Source organism: Streptomyces endocoffeicus, assembly GCF_016741935.1.
Lineage (GTDB): Bacteria > Actinomycetota > Actinomycetes > Streptomycetales > Streptomycetaceae > Streptomyces > Streptomyces endocoffeicus.
Map to the genome: position 1 here is coordinate 84,362 of NZ_JAERRG010000031.1, position 19,964 is coordinate 104,325.

12 protein-coding genes are annotated in these 19,964 nt (G+C 69.7%); 10 read left to right on the top strand and 2 right to left on the bottom strand.

Translation table 11 applies throughout. The features are described from left to right. The first annotated feature begins 51 nt into the window (after nucleotides 1-51). Together JK364_RS44895 and JK364_RS44900 are read left to right on the top strand one after the other, a co-directional pair. A complete protein-coding gene (locus JK364_RS44895; protein ID WP_201857216.1) occupies nucleotides 52-2,829 on the top strand; it encodes a helix-turn-helix transcriptional regulator in 2,778 nt (925 codons plus the stop codon). Between the two features lie 288 nt (nucleotides 2,830-3,117). Next, nucleotides 3,118-3,648, top strand: a complete 531-nt coding sequence (locus tag JK364_RS44900) for a hypothetical protein (protein ID WP_230993465.1) — start codon at nucleotides 3,118-3,120, stop codon at nucleotides 3,646-3,648. A 295-nt stretch (nucleotides 3,649-3,943) separates the two neighbouring features. On the opposite strand, the gene JK364_RS44905 is transcribed toward JK364_RS44900, so the two are convergent. Next, nucleotides 3,944-5,080 carry an ROK family transcriptional regulator gene (locus tag JK364_RS44905; RefSeq protein ID WP_201857217.1) on the bottom strand — a complete coding sequence of 379 codons (1,137 nt, stop codon included), beginning with the start codon at nucleotides 5,078-5,080 and terminating at the stop codon, nucleotides 3,944-3,946. 194 nt (nucleotides 5,081-5,274) lie between these two features. Between JK364_RS44905 and JK364_RS44910 the strand changes: the two genes are divergently transcribed. The 7 genes from JK364_RS44910 (at nucleotide 5,275) to JK364_RS44940 (ending at nucleotide 17,711) form a co-directional block, all read left to right on the top strand. Further along, a complete protein-coding gene (locus JK364_RS44910; protein ID WP_201857218.1) occupies nucleotides 5,275-6,579 on the top strand; it encodes an ABC transporter substrate-binding protein in 1,305 nt (434 codons plus the stop codon). Between the two features lie 131 nt (nucleotides 6,580-6,710). Continuing rightward, on the top strand, nucleotides 6,711-7,664 hold the full coding sequence (locus JK364_RS44915; protein ID WP_201857219.1) for a carbohydrate ABC transporter permease: 954 nt from the start codon (nucleotides 6,711-6,713) through the stop codon (nucleotides 7,662-7,664). Nucleotides 7,665-7,705: 41 nt separating this feature from the next. Then, nucleotides 7,706-8,503, top strand: a complete 798-nt coding sequence (locus JK364_RS44920; protein WP_372462072.1) for a carbohydrate ABC transporter permease — start codon at nucleotides 7,706-7,708, stop codon at nucleotides 8,501-8,503. A 67-nt stretch (nucleotides 8,504-8,570) separates the two neighbouring features. Next, nucleotides 8,571-9,863, top strand: coding sequence for a Gfo/Idh/MocA family protein (locus JK364_RS44925; RefSeq protein WP_307841585.1), 1,293 nt, complete (start codon nucleotides 8,571-8,573; stop codon nucleotides 9,861-9,863). Between the two features lie 191 nt (nucleotides 9,864-10,054). Further along, nucleotides 10,055-12,433, top strand: coding sequence for an Ig domain-containing protein (locus JK364_RS44930; RefSeq protein WP_201857221.1), 2,379 nt, complete (start codon nucleotides 10,055-10,057; stop codon nucleotides 12,431-12,433). Between the two features lie 160 nt (nucleotides 12,434-12,593). Next, entirely contained in the window at nucleotides 12,594-15,299 is a 2,706-nt protein-coding gene (locus JK364_RS44935; protein ID WP_201857222.1) for a glycoside hydrolase family 84 protein, read from the top strand. A gap of 345 nt (nucleotides 15,300-15,644) precedes the next feature. Further along, on the top strand, nucleotides 15,645-17,711 hold the full coding sequence (locus tag JK364_RS44940; protein ID WP_201857223.1) for a discoidin domain-containing protein: 2,067 nt from the start codon (nucleotides 15,645-15,647) through the stop codon (nucleotides 17,709-17,711). A 137-nt stretch (nucleotides 17,712-17,848) separates the two neighbouring features. Here the strand turns inward: JK364_RS44940 and JK364_RS44945 are convergent, their stop codons facing one another. Next, nucleotides 17,849-18,472, bottom strand: a complete 624-nt coding sequence (locus JK364_RS44945; protein ID WP_201857224.1) for a TetR/AcrR family transcriptional regulator — start codon at nucleotides 18,470-18,472, stop codon at nucleotides 17,849-17,851. A 61-nt stretch (nucleotides 18,473-18,533) separates the two neighbouring features. On the opposite strand from JK364_RS44945, the gene JK364_RS44950 reads away from it, so the two are divergent. Further along, nucleotides 18,534-19,868, top strand: a complete 1,335-nt coding sequence (locus JK364_RS44950) for a GH1 family beta-glucosidase (RefSeq protein WP_201857225.1) — start codon at nucleotides 18,534-18,536, stop codon at nucleotides 19,866-19,868. Nucleotides 19,869-19,964 lie beyond the last annotated feature (96 nt).

Consider the following 19,964-nt stretch of genomic DNA (forward strand, 5'->3'; position numbering starts at 1 on the left):
GTCGCCACTGGCAGGATTGCCGTATCAGCGGCCCGACGACAAGGACGGTTCATGCACACCGGCACCGACCACCCCTCCGATCCGGGCATCCTGGGCCGGGCCGCCGAACTGGCCCGCCTCGACCGTCTGCTCGCGGCGGTGGACGGCAGCGGCCCGCAGGTGCTGGTGCTCACCGGGGAGCCGGGGGCGGGCAAGAGCACCCTCGTCGACTGGGCGGCCGAGCGGGGCCGGGCCCGGGGCCTCGGGATCCTGCGGGTGCGCGGCAGCGAGGTCGAGGGAGGCCTCGGCCTGTCGGGCGTGCACCAGCTTCTGCATCCGCTGCTGCCCGGAGACGATCTGCCCGCGGGGCATCGGGAGGCCCTGGACCGTGCCTTCGGACCGGAGGCGGCACAGTACGAACTGAAACTCGACCAGCTGTCCCTGTGCGTCGGCGTGCTCGGGCTCATCACCGAGGCCGCCACACGCCGCCCCCTGCTCCTGCTGGTCGACGACGCCCAGTGGCTGGACCTCGGCTCGGTGGACGTGCTGGCCTTCCTCGCCCGGCGTCTGGAGGGCAGGCCGGTGGTGCTGCTGCTGGCCGCCCGTGAGGAGGGTGTGCCGGGCCGCTTCGACCGGGACTTTCCGCAGGTGACCGTGGGCCCGCTGAGCCGTACCGCGGCCGGGCAGCTGCTGGACGTGCAGCCGGATCGGCCCCGGGGCAAGGCACGGGCCGAGATCCTCCAACAGGCGGCCGGCAATCCGCTGGCCCTGATCGAGCTGTCCCGCGCCCTGGCCCGGGGCCGGACCGGGGACACCGGGGCCGGAGCGGCCGGGAGTGCCACGTTGCCGCTCACCGCGCGCCTGGAGAACCTGTTCGCGGCCGACCTGCCCGGTCTGCCGGCACCCACGCGGGCGGCCCTGCTCCTGGTGGCCGCGGCCGGTCCGGCCCGGCTGACCGACCTCATGCGGGCCGCCCCCGAGCTGGACGTCGTACAGGCGCTGGACCCCGCCGAGCGCAGCGGCCTGGTGCGGGTGGCGGACGGCCGGGTGCTGCTACGTCACCCGCTGGTGCGCTCGGCCGTCTACCACGCGGCCTCCTTCCACGAGCGCCGGCAGGCCCATCTCGCCCTGGCCGCCGCGCTGGCCGAGGAGCCGGACCGCCGGGCCTGGCATCTGGCCGCCGCGTCGACCGGGCAGGACCCGGAGGTCGCCGACGCTCTCGCGGAGAGCGCCGAGCGAGCCCGTGGCCGGGGCGGCTACGCGGCGGCCGCGACCGCGCTGGAACGCGCCGCCGAGTTGACTCCGGTACCGGAGCTGCGCGCCCGGCGCCTGCTGTCGGCCGCGCAGGCGGCGATGTTCGCCGGCCATCCGCAGTGGGTCGGCGAGATGAGCGGCCGCGTCGGCGGGATGACCGAGGATCCCCGGCTACGTGCTGAGGCTTCGCTGCTGGGCGGCTGGGCCCTCGGGGTGACGCTCCGTCACGAGGAAGCGCTGGCACTCCTGCTGGGCGTGGCCGAAGCCACCGCCGCTTCGGCTCCGGGCCTCGCTCTGGACGCCCTGAGCACCGCCGCCACGTCCGTCTACAATTCCGGCGCGCCGTACGACCGCTCGGAACTCCACCGGATCAGCGGCCTGATCGACGAGGACGGCGACCCCGCCGCCTGTGCCTGGATCCGGGCGGTCATCGATCCCCAGCGCGAACAGCCACGTCTGACAAAGCTCTTGACGGACAGGCTTGCCGCCCTGGCGCAGGAGGAGTCCCTCGGGAATCTCACCGCGCTGGGCAGCACGACCTGGATCCTGGACGAGACCGAGCAGGCCGCGCGCGTCCTCGGGCGGACCATGGACCTCCTGCGGCGCGCCGGCAGCGCGGGCACGAACGCGACCGTGACCCAGGCGCTCGCCCTCGTCCTGTTCGAGAACGGCTCCTGGACGGCGGCCGAGGAGGCGGCGCACGAGGCGTTCTGGATGGCGACGGAAGCGGGAGCCGACAACGTGACCGTGGGCGCCCGCATCCTGCGGGCCACCCTGCGCGCGCTCGAGGGCGACCACGCGGCCGCCCGGACGCAGGCGATGCAGGCCGTACACGGCGTGGACCTGCGCAACTCCCTGAACCTTCAGGTCCGCCACCGGCACGCCATGGGCATGGCCGCGTTCGTCGCCGGCGACCACAACGATGCCTACGAGCAACTGCGCGCGACCTTCACCCACGACTTCCGCCCGGCCCCCGTCCACTACCATGCCTCGCTCTACTACCTGGGCGACCTGGCGGCCGCGGCGGTCCGTGCCGAGCGGGCGGACGACGCGCGCACGGTGCTCGACGCCGTGCGGCGGCATCTGAATCCCGCCCCCTCCCCGCGCCTGGCCGCCGTACTCCACCGGGCCACCGCCCTGCTGACCGACACCGACGACGCCGAGCACCACTTCCGCGCCGCCCTCGACAACCCGGCCACCGACTGCTGGCCCTTCGAAAAGGCCCTCGCCCGGCTCGACTTCGGCGAGTGGCTGCGCCGGCGCCGCCGCAGCGCCGAGGCCCGCCCGCACCTCAACGCGGCACTGGAGTGCTTCCAGCGCCTCGACGCCCGCCCCTGGACCGACCGCACAGCCGCGGAACTCCGGGCCGCGGGAGCCCCGGCGGCGACAGTCGCGACCCCGGCGAGCGAGCTCACCGCGCAGGAGCGGCAGATCGCCGAACTGGCCGCTCAGGGCCTGACCAACCGCGACATCGCGGCCCGGCTCTACCTCTCGCCCCGGACCGTCGGCTACCACCTGCACAAGATCTTCCCCAAGCTCGGCATCCGCGCCAGGGCCCAACTCCGCGACGCCCTCTCACGGGATCCGCAGCGGTGACGAACTCCCCGGCTGTCTGGCCGAACGGGGGTTCCGACTGGCCCTGCGCGGCCGTCGCTCCTGCCCGCCGCTGCCCTCAGCCGCCACTGCGGGAGCAGCAGCCGGAAGGGAGCAGCCGGCCTCTTATGAGCACACGATGAACGCGTACCTGAACCGCGCCATGGCCGCGTCGGCGTCCAGAGCCGGTGTGCCGCTTGCCTTCCCGAGATCCCTGCGCGTCAATAAGTCAGGCAGGGACAATCTGACGTAGCGTCAGAGTCATCGACCCTCCATCGGACGGGACGACCCATGAGACGTACGAGGGCGAAGTTACGCGCCGCCACGACCGCTGCCGCCACGGCCGCCGCCATGGCGACGCCGCTCGCCGGAGCCGCAGCTCCGGCACCGGCACCGGCACCGGCACCGGCACCGGCGGCCACCGTCGTATCACCAACCACCGCCACGGCCGCCTACAGTTGCGGTACCTGGGGCAGCACAACCCTGGCCCTCACCGCAGCCCAGAACGGGACGACGGCGACGATCACGCTGGGCGCACCGGACATGATCGCATCCGTCGCAATCCCGGCGAACACCATGGATGTCACGCTGCGACTGGAGAAGAACGGCGGACCGGGCACGACTGTCTTCAGGGGACGGTCCAACCCGTCCATTCCGGCGGGTTCCCCGGTCAGGTTCGGCGGTCTCACCGGCACGGTGGCCCCAGGCGACAGCCTGGACTCCTACGTGGGCGGGGATTCGCTGAGCTTTACGTTCTCCGTGTTCAGCGTGCGGTGCACCGCGATCACCAAGCAGTCGCCGGGCCCGTTCGTCTTCGACTGACAGGCAGGGAGGAACGAGGAACTGGGACTCAACCGGCCGCGCCGGTGACGCATCGTCTTCGAGCAGGCTCGTGTAGCCGCCGTCGGCAACGTGCTCGAGGGGGCCTGAAACCTTGGGACGCCTGTCCCTGGTGGATACGGATCTTCCCGCCAACTGTCGGTGAGGCTGTGGCGGGATGGCCCCACCCCTCGGCGCCCTGGCGTCGACTGGCGTCAGGCCATGGATCCCGCGTCGCGTGCCGCTCCTGATTCGCTTGCGCTGACGGGCTGTCGCGTCGAGTGCGCGTGCACTCGAGTCAGGGGGTGAGCGCTGCGGCGAGCCGGGGCGAGTCGGTGTCGAAGAGGTCGCCCTCCACGTGGTCGAGGGCGAGGCGGACGGCACCGAGTGCGACGGCGCTGTGGTCGAGGGGTGAAATGCGGACAGGGATCGGGAACAGGGTCCTGGCATCGAGGTGGCCTTGGAGCGGGCCGAGCAGGGTCTGTCCGGCGCGGCTGAGGCCGCCGGAGAGGATGACGCACTCGGGGTCGACGGTGAGCACGATGGCGGCGGCGCCGATGGCCAGGTGTTCGGCGAGCTCTTCGATGCGGGCTTGGGCATCGGCGTCGCCGGCTTCGGCCGCGCGGACGGTGCTCTCATAGTCCTCCGGCCAGTCGGCCATGGCCTGGAGGGCGGCCTGCCAGCGCGATTCGGGCAGCACGCCGATCTCGCCGGCGGCGCCGTGGGCGCCCTGCAGCAGCCGGCCGTTGAGGACGACGCCGGCGGTGATGTGCCGGCCGGCGTTGATGTTGACGAAGTTGTCGGTGTCCCGGCCGGTACCCAGCCAGCGTTCGGCGAGGGTGGCGAGCCGGGCGTCGTTGCCGACGACCACCGGCACCCCCGGAAGCACGGTGAGGCCCTCGGCGAGGTTGTAGCCCAGTGTCTGCGGGAGCCGGTTGCTGCGGTCCACGCGTCCCTCGCGGTCGACGATCCCGGTGGTGGCGGCGCCGATGGCCAGGACCTCGGGGTAACGGATGCCGGCCGCGCGGATCGCGGCATCGATCGCCTCGCGGGCCGCCAGGACACGGCCGTCCGCAGGCGCGAGCGGATCGAGCGGCCGACTGTGCCGGGCGCGCTCGGTCCCGGCCAGGTTGGCGACGAGCACGTTGACTTCGTGGACCGCCAGATCGACGCCGAGCACATAGCCGTAGTCGGCCCGGAACCTGTACCACTTCGCGGGGCGTCCCACCCGGCGCTGCTCCGCTTGCGGCACGAACTCCTCGGCGAGGCCAGTTCTGACCAGCGCGAGCGCGGCGTCCTCGGCGGTGTTTCGGGACACGCCGGTGGCCTCGGTGAGGTCGCGCAGCGTCAGCTGCTCCGCGCCGTGCAGTGCCCGCAGCACCGCCACGGTGTTGATCCGCTGCAGCAGCGATCCGTCGCCGCCTGCTCTCCCCATCCAACCCCCTCTTGACAGCGCCACCTCGCGCGCAACACACTCTACCAAGTTTTTTTAGTCAGTGACTCAAAAAATACCTGCGCATCGCCCCACGAACGGCGCGCTCGGCACCGACGCCACCCCCACCACCTGGCCCCGCTCTCATCCTCCCCACGCACCCAGGCTCCTCCGTCGGGCCGGGAAGGACATCCATCATGCGAAGCAGAGCGATGCTCTCCGCACTCGCACTCACCGCCGCACTCGCGCTCTCCGGCTGCGTGGCCGGCGCCTCCGGCAGCGGTTCCGCCCAGGGCGGCGGTTCCAGCGGCAAGGTCACCTTGACCTTCCTCACCTTCGAGACCCCGAACCTGACGGCCAAGTACTGGGACGACGCGATTGCCCGGGCGTCGGCCAAGGTCCCGGGCGTGACCATCAAGAAGCTGGTCGCACCGTCAGTGGACCGGGTCGGCTACGCCAAGCAACTCGCCGCCTCCGGCCAGCTGCCCGACATCATGATCGCGGTGTCGCCGAACGGCTTCGCCCAGGCCGGACAGCTTGCGCCGTGGACGGACGGGGAGCTGGCGGACTTCGTCTCGCCGCACTCCAACCCGATCGGTGGCAAGGTCTACCAGTTGCCGTACAACACGCAGCCCACGCCGCTCGTGTACTACAACAAGTCCGACTTCGCTGCGGCCGGGATCACCGCCCCGCCGAAGACCTACGCCGCGTTGCTCGACGACTGCGCCAAGCTCAAGGCCAAGGGCATCAACCCGTTCGTGGTCGGCGGCGGTGGCAAGGACACCTGGGCCGATATGTACCCGCTGATCGGCGCCGTGGCCACCGACACCTACCAGCAGGACCCGGACTGGCTGTCGCAGAAGGCCGCGGGCAAGGCCAAGTTCACCGACCCGGCGTTCACCAAGGCGGTGGGCAAGGTCGCCGCCCTGGCGAAGAAGGGCTACATCGGCACCGCCGGCCTGTCCCGCTCCTACGCCGCCAGTGAGCAGGCATTCCGCGACAACAAGGGCGCGATGTACCCGATGGGCTCGTGGTTCGCGACTTCGGCCGACGCCAAGAAGCCCAGCTTCGATGTCGGCGTGTTCGCCTGGCCGTCCGACGACGGATCCCTGGCGGTCCCGGCCTACACCGGTGGCGGCATGTCGGTCTCGTCCAAGGCGCCCAACGTCGACCTGGCCAAGAAGTGGGCGCTGGCGTTCATGCTCGACAAGACCTCGCTGGACAATTCGGTGAAGACCGACGGCTCCATCATCGCGCTCAAGGACTACACCACGCCGTCCGACATAGGCCCTGTCTACACCGAGACGTTGAGGCTGTACCAGGACGCGGTCAAGCAGAATGCGATTGTCAACGCCTTCTCCGTCGAGACCGGTGACGGCTCCATGCCCGCGGGTCTCGCCGACAAGACAGCCGCCGGCGTCGCCGACCTCATCAACGGCAAAAAGAGCGCCCACCAGTTCGGCTCGTTCCTCGACGACGAATGGGCCAAGGCGAGCCAGTAACCATCCGCCCGGACCTCGCCGACATCGCAGGGAGGAGAGGGGGCGGCATCGACCCGCACCACGGCATCGCGCGCCGGGCCCGAAGAGCAGGAGACCAGGAGACCAGGAGACCAGGAGACCAGGAGTCCACCATGTCCGCGACACTCACCCGCCCAACGGGCACCGGCTCCCCCACCGCAAGACGGAACACGCGCCCACCGGCCGGCGCCCGGTTGCTCCCGAAAGCCCTGCACTTCCTGACCTTCGCCGCGCCCGGCCTGCTCGCCTTCCTCATCTTCGTCCTGATCCCGATCGCCATGACAGTCCGGACCGGCTTCACCAACCGCAACCCCGCCAACCCGCGGACGAGATGGGTCGGCCTGCTGAACTACACACGCCTGCTCCAGGACTCCGACTTCACCGGAGCGCTGAAGAACACGCTGGTCGTCACGGTCATCGTGACCGTCGCGGCCAATGTCCTGGGCCTGGCCATCGCGCAGCTCCTCGCCCGGAGCGGCTGGCTGTACAACGCGCTGCGCTCGGTCTTCTTCACCCCGGTGGTGCTCAGCTCCGTGGTGGTCAGCGTCATCTGGCAGGCCATCCTCACCGACGACGGCCTGCTGAACTCGGCGCTTCGCGGCCTTGGCGTGACCCACCCACCCGGTTGGCTGTCAGATCCGGACCTCGCGCTGTACTCGGTGGCCTTCATCCTCACCTGGCAGGTCCTGGGGTTCTGCGTCGTGGTCTACCTGGCGGGCCTGGCCGGTGTCCCGGCCGAGCTGCTGGAGGCCGCCGAGATCGACGGCGCCAACCGGCTGGCCCGGTTCCGCCACATCACCTGGCCGATGCTGGCGCCGGCGCTGACCATCAACACCGTCATGCTGCTGATCACCGGCTTCAAGGTATACGACCAGGTCCAGGTGGTCACCAACGGCGGGCCCGGCAACGGCACCACCTCCACCATCGCCTTCCAGGTCGTGCAGACCACGTTCATCGGCAACCACATCGGCTACGGCTCAGCGATGGCGACGCTGATGCTCATCATCATCGCGGCGATCTCGGTCCTCGCCCTCCGCGTCCTGCAACGACGGGAGGTCACGCGGTGAACGCCGGTAGCGGACCCCGCACCCCCTCCTGGGTCCGGCCCATCGCCGCGACCTTCGTGACCGCCGTCTTCTTCCTGCCGCTGTACGAAGTCCTCGTCAACGTCTTCAAGCGCGGCCAGGACATCACCGCCCACCCGGTGAGCCTCCCGATCCCGCCGACACTCGCCTCGGTCCAGCAGGTCATCTCCCGCCCCGACCATCTGTTCTGGTACGGCCTGATCAACAGCGTCGAGATCACCGCGATCTCCATCACGGTGCTGACCGTGGTCTCGGCGATGCTCGGCCACTACCTGGCGCGCTCGGCCGGCCGCTGGGCCAAGGCGGCGCTCGCGGTACTGCTGTGCGGGCTGATGATCCCGCCCGCGGTGATCCTGGAACCGATCACCGAGGTCCTGCGCTCGCTCGGACTGATGACCACGATCCCCGGCCTGGTCCTGGTCAACGTGGGCTACTACGTGCCGTTCGGCGTGTTCGTCTTCACGGGATTCGTGAAGACCATCCCGGTCGAACTGGAGGAGGCCGCGGCGCTGGACGGCGCCGGACGTTTCCGGATCTTCTGGCAGATCGTCTTCCCACTGCTGCGGCCCGCCTCGGCCAGCGTGCTGATCTTCCTCGGAGTCTGGATCTGGAATGACTTCCTCAACCCGCTGATCCTGCTGGGCCCGGCCAACGGAACGACCGTCACCGTCGGCATCTACCGCGCGATCGGCGAGCACCAGAGCGACTTCGGACAGGTCTTCGCACTGATGTTCCTGGCGACCCTGCCCATCCTCGTCTTCTACCTGGCCTTCCAGCGGCACTTCGTCAAGGGCCTGACCGGCGGGGCGACAAAGGGCTGACGACCCGGCGACAACAGCCACCCAACCATGCGTACGGGAGTACCTCTTGAACCCCACCATCACTGCTGTGTCCGACACGTTCATCACCGGCACCATCAACGGCCCGATGGACCGTCCGCTCACTCTGGCGATCCTCGGCGCCGGAGCACGCGGTGCCACGTATGCCGACCTCGCTGCCAAACGCCCTGATGTGGCGCGTGTGGTCGCCGTCGCCGAGCCGCGCGATCAGGTCCGCGACACCTTCGCCGCCGAACACCGCATCGCCCCGGAGTACCGGTTCGAGCACTGGCGCGACCTGCTCGGCCGCCCGCGCCTGGCCGATGTCGCGGTGATCGCACTGCTGGACGCCGATCACGTCGCCGCGGCCGTCGCCCTGGCCGACCTCGGCTACCAGCTCTTGCTGGAGAAGCCGATGGCCACCAACGAGGCCGACTGCGAGGCCATCGCCGAGGCCGTGCGGCGCAACGGCACCGCCCTGGCCATCACCCACGTCTTGCGCTACACCCCCTACACCGTCAAGCTGAAGCAGCTCCTGGCCGAAGGCGCGATCGGCGACATCGTCTCGCTCCAGCACCTGGAACCCATCGGCCACTACCACTACGCGCACTCCTTCGTGCGGGGCAACTGGCACCGCGAGGACGAGTCCTCCTCGCTGCTGCTGGCCAAGTCCTGCCACGACATCGACTGGATCACGGACGTCGTCGGAGGGCGGGTGGCCCGGGTCAGCTCCTTCGGCTCGCTGACCCACTTCCGGCCCGAAGCCGCCCCCGACGGCGCCACCGACCGCTGCGTGACCTGCCCGCTCCAGGACACCTGCGCCTACTCGGCCACCACGCTGTACCGCGGGGGCCTGCGCGACGACGGCATCAAGCAGTACTTCACCCGGATCATGAGCGCCGGCGAACTGACCGAGCGGGCGGTGACCGACGCGCTGACCGACGGCCCCTACGGCCGCTGCGTCTACCACGGCGACAACGACGTCCTCGACCACCAGGTGGTGAACCTGGAGTTCGACGGCGGGGTCACCACGTCGTTCACCTTGACCGCCTTCACCCCACTGGAGAACCGCCACACGAAGATCTTCGGCACCGGCGGCCAACTCACCGGAGACGGCCGCCACATCGAGGTCTTCGACTTCCGCACCGAGAGCCGCACTGTCCACGACACCTCACTTGACGAAGCGTCAGCCGCCGGCGGGCACGCCGGGGGTGACGAGGCGATGTTCAACGCCTATCTCGACGCTCTGCACGGCGGGCGCCCAGAGCTCATCGTCTCCGGCATCGACGCCAGCCTGGCCAGCCATCGCGTGGTCTTCGCCGCCGAACGCGCCCGCCTCGCCGGAGCCGTCATCGAGCTCTGAGTCCGGATCTCCGCCATCCCGGATTCGCGAACGGGGCGGCGGGCGTACCACCGCGACCCGAGCCCGGAGCACCCTCACCACGGAAGGGAAGCACAGCCGTGAACCCACGAACCAGAGCGCGGAGATCGAGGCCCAGGGCCCTCGCAGCAGCCGCGTTGACCCTCGCACTTGCCGCGACCGGCACTGTTGTCATGAGCGCGCGGGCCGCCGTGGCAGCTGTCGGCCGGACCGGCTCCGACGGCGTAGCGATCGACGCCGGATACCTCCACCTGAACCTGAGCGGCACCGGCCAGGTCACCGCCCTGACCGACCGCCGGACCGGCGAGAATCACATCGCGACCGGGCACGGCACCGCCCCGCTGGTCAGCCTGATGGTCGGCGATCGGCAGGTGCGGCCGACCAAGCTGACCCTCGGCGCGGACCACACGCTCAAGTTCACCGGCGCCGACGGCTTCGAGATCGACGTCGCCGTCCGGAACAAGACGACCTACTCCACCTTCACCGTCACCAAGGCCGTCGCACCCGGCGACGGCGACCTGCGGACCCTGCTGTGGGGCCCGCTGCCGACCGACATCACCAAGACGCTCGGTGAAGCCGCCGGCATCGTGCGCGACAGCGGCTTCGCCGTCGGGATGAAGCCGCTGACCGACCGCACCGAGGGCGGCTGGCCGCGCGAGGAGGTGAACACATCCGTCGGCTGGCAGGACGAGGTGCAGACCAACCCCTCCCAGCTCCAGGTGTCGCCGAACGGACTGGAGGAGTGGAGCGTGGGCGCACGCACCCCCTGGGGGACGCTGCTGCGCGCCTTCACGTTCGACTACACCAAGCAGCGAAACCGCCAGACCACAGTCAACGGCGGCCCCGCCTATCCGATCCCGACGAAACCGCTGCCGGGGAGCCAGGGCTCCGTCGTCGGCTCGAGCATCGCGCTCTTCGGCACCACCCCGGACATGGCACCCACGGTGCTGTCGGCGATGGCGACCGGCCAACGCCTGCCGTACCCGACGATCAACCGACAGTGGCAGAAGACCGCACAGGCCACGTCCCAGTCGTTCCTGGTGCTGTCCGATCTGAACACCGGCAACGTGAAACAGGCCGCCGCGCACGCGAAGGCCGCCGGGATCAAGGTGATCTACTCGCTGCCCAACGCCGAGGGACCCTGGCAGTCCGCCGGGCACTACCAGTTCAACAGCTCATTCGGCGGCGGCGACAGAGCGGCCGCGGGCCTGGTAAGCCGGGCAAACGCCGACGGCGTCCAGGTCGGGACGCACACGCTGTCGGACTTCATCGACACGAACGACGCCTACGTCACACCGACGCCCAGCCCCGATCTGGCTGTCGGACAGCGTGCCGAACTGGCACAGAACATGGCCGCCGGGGACACCACCGCCTCCCTCACCAGCTGCGCGCCGCTGACGGACGGCGTCCTGGGCAAGCGACTGCTGATCGGCGACGAGTTCCTCACCTACGGCTCATCCAGCACCGTCGACGGGCGGTGCCAGATCAGGGGCCTGAACCGCGGGCGGTGGGGCTCCACCCCCACGGCCCACGCCAGCGGCACGACAGCCCGGCGGCTTCCGGAGAACGAGTACGGCGGGGCCCTGGGCAACCTGGACATCATCAACGCGATGGCCACACGCTTCTCGACCATCTGGAACACCACCGGCGTCAGGGCCATGTCGTTCGACGGCCTGGAGTCGGCCTCGCAGTCCGGCTGGGGGGCCTACGGCATGGCCGGCTTGGTCAACGGCACGTTCCGCCGGCAGAACACCAAGGACGGCTTCATCTCCGAGACCAGCCGCATGGGCTCGAACATCTGGGACGGCCTGTCCCGGGCCAGCTGGGGCGAGGTCGGCTCGACCAGCATGAAGCAGGTCTTCCTCAACAACGCCTACTACCAGGACAACTACCTTCCCGGCATGCTCGGCTGGATCTCCCTGAACAGCAGCCTCCAGACGGTGGAAGACGACCTGGCCCGCGGCGCCGGCCTCAACGCCGGAGCGGGATTCCAGACCTCGGTGTCCGCCCTGAACGCCGGATCGAAGACCGCCGCACTGCTGGACGCCGTCAAGCAATGGGAGACGGCACGTAACCTCGGCGCGTTCACCGCGGAACAGCGCGCACAGCTGCGGGACCAGTCGACGCACTGGCATCTGAGCGCCATCACGCCCGGCCGGTCCTGGTCGCTGCAACAGCTCGACGGCTCCGGCAACCCCGTCGGCCCCGCGCAGACCGTCACGGCCCCGACCCCGGCGTTCACCACGACCGGTCTTCCCGCACTGGCCGCGGGAAAGCTGTACGAGGCGCGGGTGGCCACCAACAGCCCGGGAACGGTCCGCTACTCCGTCACCTCCGGCTCGCTGCCCGCGGGCCTGACACTCAACCCCGACACCGGCGGCATCACCGGCATCCCAAAGACCTCGAAGAACGTCACCTTCACCATCACCGGTAAGGGCGGTCCCGGAGTCGCCGACGCCCACGCCACGTTCACCACCGGCACCGTGGGCGTCGCTCCGGATTCGACCAGCGCGGTCAGTGTGTCGAGGTCGTGGTCAAGGGGTCGCTCTTGATGATCCCGAACTCGCGGTCGGTCTTCTGCTCGACCTCTTCGAAACGCCGCGTGCGCTTGCTCGAAGCTGCTCGAAGCATCCTCCAGCCGCGCAACATTGACAACACCCCACCAGAGTGGTCTAGTCCACTAGAACATGTGCCAACCGTGGAGGCTCACCCATGTTCCGCACGAAGCACAGATCCCGCAGGACACCGCTCATAGCCGTTCTCGCCGCGGCCGCCCTGTCCGCCGCTCCCCTCACGTTCGGCTCCGCCCCGGCCGTGGCCGGGCCCCGGCCCGAGGAGGGCCCGCCCACCATCACCCCGACCCCGCACACCGAGCAGCGACGCACCGACCGGATCACCATCACCCCTGCCGTCACGGTCGTCACCGGCTCGAAGTCCGACCCGGCCGCCGTGAAACTGACCACCGCCGCGCTGAAGGCGGCCGGTGCCCAGGACGTCACCACTGCCCGGCACACGCCCACGAGGTCCGACTCGCTGGCGGTCTATGTCGGCGGGCCGACCGAGAACCCGGCGTCGGCGCCTGCGCTCGACGCTCTGCACACCGACGGACCGTCCGAGCTCGCCGCCGAGGGCTACGTCCTCGCCCTGGGCGGAAAGGGCGCCGGCCGCATCGTCCTGTCCGGCGCCGACCCGACCGGCACGTATTACGCGGCGCAGTCGCTGCGCCAGATACTTCCGCATCGGAAGACCGCCGGCGCCACCGTGCGCGGCCTCGCCGTGCGCGATTGGCCTTCGACACCGCTGCGCGGCGTCATCGAGGGCTTCTACGGCACCCCCTGGTCGCACAAGGCACGCCTGGACCAGCTCGACGACTACGGCAAGCACAAGATGAACATCTACGTGTACTCGCCGAAGGACGACCCGTATCTGCGCGCCAAATGGCGCGACGCCTACCCGGCCGACCAGCTTGCCCAGCTCAAGGAACTGGTGGACCGGGCGCGGGCGAGCCACGTCGAATTCACCTACGCACTCTCCCCCGGCCTCAGCGTCTGCTACAGCTCCGATGACGACCTCAAGGCCCTGACGGGCAAGTTCCAGACACTTTGGGACATCGGGGTGCGGCAGTTCGCCGTACCGCTGGACGACATCAGCTACACCGACTGGAACTGCGACGCGGACAAGGCGAAGTGGGGCACCGGCGGCGGCGCGGCCGGGCAGGCACAGGCGTACCTGCTCAACCGCGTCAACCAGCAGTTCGTCAAGACACACGAGGGCGCTCGGCCGCTGCAGATGGTGCCTACGGAGTACTACAACACCACCTCCACCCCCTACAAGACGGCTCTCGCCGGACAGCTCGACAAGGACGTGCTGGTCGAGTGGACGGGCGAGGGCGTGGTGGCACCGACGATGACGGTGGATCAGGCGAAGAGGGCCAAGGAGGTCTTCGGGCACTCGATCCTGACCTGGGACAACTACCCCGTCAACGACTACGCGACTGGCCGGCTGTTCCTCGGCCCGTTCAGCGGTCGTGAGAAGGGCCTGGCCGAACAGCTGGCCGGAATCACCGCCAACCCGATGATCCAGCCGTACGCCTCGAAGCTCGCCCTGCACACCGTCGCCGACTACACGTGGAACGACTCGGCGTACGACCCCGGCGCGTCGTACACCAGCGCCGTCCAGGAAGCCGCGGGCGGGAACGCCCGTGTCGAGCGGGCGCTGCGGACGTTCACGGACGTCAACTACAGCTCGCCGGTCAACTCGGTGGCGGCGCCGGAGCTGTCGACGCTGATGAAGGGCTACTGGACGGGCTCGGTTCCGGCGTCCCGGCTGAAGGCGGCGTTCGTGGCGCTCCGGGACGCGCCGGCGACCATCCGCGGCGGCGTCGAGAAGGGCTTCGCCGAGGACGCCGGACCATGGCTGGACTCGGCGCAGGCGTGGGGCGTGGCCGGGATCGCGGCAATGCGGATGCTGGAGGAGCAGCACGCCGGGCATACGGCCGCGGCCTGGACACTCCGCCAGCAGCTGCCCACCCTGATCGCAAAGGCGAAGTCGTACCGGTACACCGAGCTCGACGGCAACAAGGTCCCGGTGGTCATCGGGGACGGTGTCCTCGACCCGTTCTTCGCGAAGGTGCGGGACACATCCAACGCGCAGCTCGGCCTGGAGCCGCAGCCGACCGCCGCTACGGACCTGCCGGTGTACAACGGCAACACGGCGGACCGGATGTCGGACGGCGACGATTCCACGTACTTCTGGAGCAGCCGGTCACCGAAGACGGGCGAGGGCGTCAGCCTCGACCTCGGGGGTCAACAGCCGCTCGGCTCGGTGACGGTGGCCATGGGCAAGCCCGGCAGCACCGATGACTACCTGCACCAAGGCGTACTGGAGTACTCGTCGGACGGGAAGACCTGGCACGCGCTGGGCACGGAGTTCGACGGGAAGGCGACGTGGACGGCGGACGTTCCGAGCGGGACGACCGCTCGGTACGTGCGCGTCCGCGCGACGGCCGACCAGGTGAACTGGCTGGCCGTCCGGGAGTTCACCGTGGCGCGGCCGGACCGCCCCACGGTGAGCGGCCGCCCGGCCGCGGCGGACGGCAGCAGCCTGTCCGCTGCCGCGGACGGCGTCCCCGAGACCCCCTACCGTGCCGCCTCCGCGCCGGCTCCGGGCGACGCGCTCACGGTGACCTATCCGGCGCCGCACGCCGTGACCTCGGTGACAGTGCTGCGCCCGGACGACGCGACCGCCTCGAAGGCCCAGGTGCGTCTGCGCATCGACGGCAAGTGGCAAACTCTCGGCCCACTCGACGGCCCCGTCACGACGCGGCCCGCACCCGCCGGGGCGAGTGCGGACGCGGTGCGGCTCGTGTGGGACGACGGTTCGGCCGCGCCCGTGGTGAGCGAGGTGATCGTCAAGTAGCCGAGCGTGTCGTGAATGGTGCGGGGCGCGGGGAGCCGGCATCGGCTCCCCGCGCCCGCCCGCTGCCAGGCACCGGTAGACCGGGCCCCTGGTGCGCCAGGCGATGTCGCCGTGCTCGCCGATGAGTTCGTCGGGCGCGCCCACGAGGTCGGTGATGCCGGCGAAGAAGCGGTGTTCACAGAGGGTATCGGCGTCCCCGCTCCCGGGCGTGCGAGCACCCCGTTTCCAGTGGGGCGCCCTTCCCCATGTCCCTGCGACAGCCCCCGTCAGGGGGTTGGCGTTGCGGGCTCGCGTACCTAACGTAGAGGCCAAACATGAGCTCAGCTCACATTAAGGATCAATGTGATGTTCATGGTTCAACCTCCGCGCCGCGGGCTCAGGTCCCTCACGGTGGTCTTACTGTTCCTCTCCGCGATGGCCCTGGCACTCGGCCCGACGCCCAGCTCCGCGGCGGAGTCCAACTGGTGGGATCCGACCTCGCGGCCCACACCCGACGCTCAGATCGACGTCACGGGCGAGCCCTTCAAGGGCACCGACGCCCAGGGGCGCGTACGGGGCTTCGTCGACGCCCACGACCACATCATGGCCAACGAGGGCTTCGGCGGCCGACTGATCTGCGGCAAGCCGTTCTCGGAGCAGGGCGTCGCCGACGCGCTCAAGGACTGTCCCGAGCACTACCCCGACGGCTCACTCGCCATCTTCGACATGATCACCAAGGGCGGCGACGGCAGGCACGACCCCAACGGGTGGCCCACGTTCAAGGACTGGCCCGCCCACGACTCACTGACCCATCAGCAGAACTACTACGCCGGAATCGAGCGGGCCTGGCGCGGCGGCCAGCGGGTGCTGGTCAACAACCTGGTCACCAACGGAGTGATCTGCTCGGTCTACTTCTTCAAGGACCGCAGCTGCGACGAGATGACCGCCATCCGCCTCGAGGCGAAGAAGTCGTATGACCTGCAGTCCTACATCGACAAGATGTACGGCGGCCCGGGCAAGGGCTGGTTCCGGATCGTCACCGACAGCGCGCAGGCCCGCGAGGTCATCGAGCAGGGCAAACTGGCCGTCGTCCTGGGGGTCGAGACCTCCGAGCCGTTCGGCTGCAAGCAGATCCTGGACAAGGCGCAGTGCAGCGAGGAGGACATCGACCGCGGCCTGGACGAGCTGTACAAAGTGGGCGTGCGCAGCATGTTCCTGTGCCACAAGTTCGACAACGCCCTGTGCGGGGTGCGCTTCGACTCCGGCGCCCTCGGTACGGCCATCAACGTCGGCCAGTTCCTGTCGACCGGCACCTTCTGGAAGACGGAGACCTGCCGCGGCCCGCAGCACGACAACCCCATCGGCAACGCGGTAGCGCCGGAGGCGGAGAAGCGGCTTCCGAAGGGGGTGTCCGTCCCCACGTACGCCTCGGGCGCGCAGTGCAACACCCGCGGGCTGACCGACCTGGGAGCGTACGCGGTGCGCGGCATGATGAAACGCAAGATGATGCTCGAAGTCGACCACATGAGCGTCAAGGCCGCGGATCAGGCCTTCGACATCCTCGAGTCCGAGTCGTACCCGGGCGTCATCTCCTCGCACAGCTGGATGGACGCGGGCTGGACCGAACGGCTCTACAAGCTCGGCGGGTTCATCGCCCAGTACATGAGCGGCTCCGAGGCGTTCAGCGAGGAGGCCAAACGCACGGACGCGCTGCGCGAGAAGTACAAGGTCGGCTACGGCTACGGGACCGACATGAACGGTGTCGGCGGCTGGCCGGGCCCGCGGGGCGGGGATACCCCGAACCCGGTGAAGTACCCCTTCCGCAGCACGGACGGCGGCGCAGTGATCGACAAGCAGACCACCGGCGAGCGCACATGGGACTTCAACACCGACGGCGCCGCGCACTACGGCATGGTCCCGGACTGGATCGAGGACATCCGGATCGTCGGCGGCCAAGGGGTCGTGGACGACCTCTTCTCGGGCGCCGAGTCCTACCTCCGCACCTGGGGGAACACCGAGAAGCACCATTCCGGGGAGAACCTGGCCTCGGGCGCGGCCGCCTCGGCGTCGTCATCGGAGTGGTGGAACCCGTTCGTCAGCTTCGCGCCCAGCAAGTCCGTGGACGGCGACATCGGCACCCGCTGGGCCAGCGAGTGGAACGACGACCAGTGGCTGCGGATCGACCTCGGATCCGCGAAGCCGGTCAAGCGCGTCACCCTCGACTGGCAGGAGGCGTACGCGAAGTCGTACCGCGTCGAGCTGTCCGAAGACGGCACGAACTGGAAGACGGTGTGGTCCACGACCGCCGGTGACGGCGGCCTGGACACGGCACGTATCGCCGGAACTCAGGCGCGCTACCTACGAATCAAGGGGCTGGAGCGCGGCACCCAGTGGGGCTACTCACTGCGCGAGGTCGGCGTCTACGCCAACTGAGGCACCCGTGAGGCAGTGCCCATGGCCGGGGCCGGCCGGTTCTCTCCTGATCCGGCCGGCCCTCCCGGATCTGCCGCGCCTGCCCCCGGGCCGCCAACGACCCACCCCCACCGTGACGGCCACGAAGGCGTTGCCGGTCACCGGAGTCGATCGTTCAGATAGCTGTTGAGGACTCGTTTGCACTCAGCGATCAGCTGGGAGTCGCCCTGCGGATCGGCACGGAAGGCGAGTTTCAGCACGCTGTCCGCGCACTCCAGGGCCACCCGCACGGCGATCTCAAGTTCGGCGTCGCCCTGGCCACCGGTCAGGGAGGCGATCAGCGAGCGCAACCGCCCGGCGACCGCGGTGTTGTTGTCCCGGGTCGGCTCCAGGATATGGTCCTGCCCCGCCGCACCGAAGTCGACCACGCCGAACCCCGTGATCGTCCGGCGCATGGTGACGAACTCATCGACTGTGACGTCCACGATGCCCGGGATGCCTTCGGGCTCCTCGCGCTCCAGCCGGTCCGCGACCCGCTGCAAGAAGGACTCCAGATTGCGGGCGGCAAGCGCACCGATCAACCCCTCCCTGTCGGAGAAGAACTGGTAAAGGGTGCCGATGGGCACCTCGGCTCTGCGGGCCACCTCCTTGGTGGTCAGCGCGGCATAGCCGACCTCGTCCAGGAGTTCGGCGCAGGCATCCAGCAGCCGTTCGAAGCGTTCGGCGCTGCGCTTCTGGACGGGCCGTCGGCGCAGCGTCCCCGCGATGCGATCTTGATTCACGCTTCCATCATCGCAGCGAGCAGACTAACATGAGTCATCCTCACATTTCAGGAGGCTAGATGTGACACTGGACCACCTCCCCGCGGACTTCGTCTGGGGCGCCTCGACGGCGTCGTACCAGATCGAGGGCGCCACCAAGGAGGACGGCCGCGGGCCGTCGGTATGGGACACCTTCACCGCCCGGCCCGGCATAGTCCGCGACGGGCACACCGGTGACGTGGCCTGCGACCACTACCACCGGTACGAGGAGGACATCGCGCTGATGGCCGAGGCGGGTCTCACCGGCTACCGCTTCTCCATCGCCTGGCCCCGGATCCAGCCGACCGGCACAGGTGAGGCCAACCTTCGGGGCCTGGACTTCTATGACCGGCTGGTCGACGGCCTGCTCGCACGCGGCATCGAGCCTGTCCCGACCCTGTTCCACTGGGACCTCCCACAGGGCCTCGAGGACACCGGCGGCTGGCTGAACCGCGACACCGCGCACCGCTTCGCCGAGTACACCGCCATCATGGCCGACAGACTGGGCGACCGCGTCCTGAAGTGGATCACACTCAACGAGCCGTTCATCCACATGGTCTGGGGCTACGGTCTCGGCACCCACGCACCGGGCCGCACCCTGTTCCTGGACTGCCTGCCGGTTGCCCACCACCAGCTGCTCGGCCATGGCCTGGCGCTGAGAGAGCTGCGGGCGCGCGGCCTCCAGGTGATGATCGCCAACAACTGCACCCCGGTCTGGCCCGCCTCGGACGCCCCCGCCGACCGCGCCGCCGCGCGAGCCTATGACAACCTGCACAACCGCCTGTTCAACGACCCGATCCTCACGGGCACCTACCCCGACCTGTCGGATTTCGGCGTGGACACGACCCTCGGCGGCTCCGTCCGGGACGGCGATCTCGAACTGATCTCGGCCCCCCTGAGCGCGCTCGGCATCAACTACTACAACCCGACCCGGATCCAGGCGCCGGCGTCCGAGGGGCTGCCGTTCGAAGAGGCCCCCATCGAGGGCTACCGCCGCACCGCCTTCGACTGGCCCGTCGTCCCCGACGGCCTACGGGAACTGCTCGTCGGCCTCAAGGAGCGATATCCGGCACTCCCGCCGGTCTACATCACGGAGAACGGCTGCTCGGCCGAGGACGTCGTCAACGCGGACGGCACCGTCCTCGACCTCGACCGCATCGACTACCTGGACACCCACCTCCGGGCCGTCGACGCCTCCGTGGCCCAGGGCGTGGACGTACGGGGCTACTTCACCTGGACCCTGATGGACAACTTCGAATGGGCCGAGGGCTTCCACCAGCGCTTCGGTCTCGTCCACGTCGACCACGACACCCAGGTCCGCACCCCGAAGGCGTCCTTCGCGTGGTACCGCGACCTCATCCGCGCTCAGCTCGGTTGAGCCGCCCACCGCGCTCGCGCCGATTCCGTACGCGCTCCGCATGATCACGCCGGTCCACATACAGACCGTGTCGCGGTCGAGCCGCCCGGCCGCGAT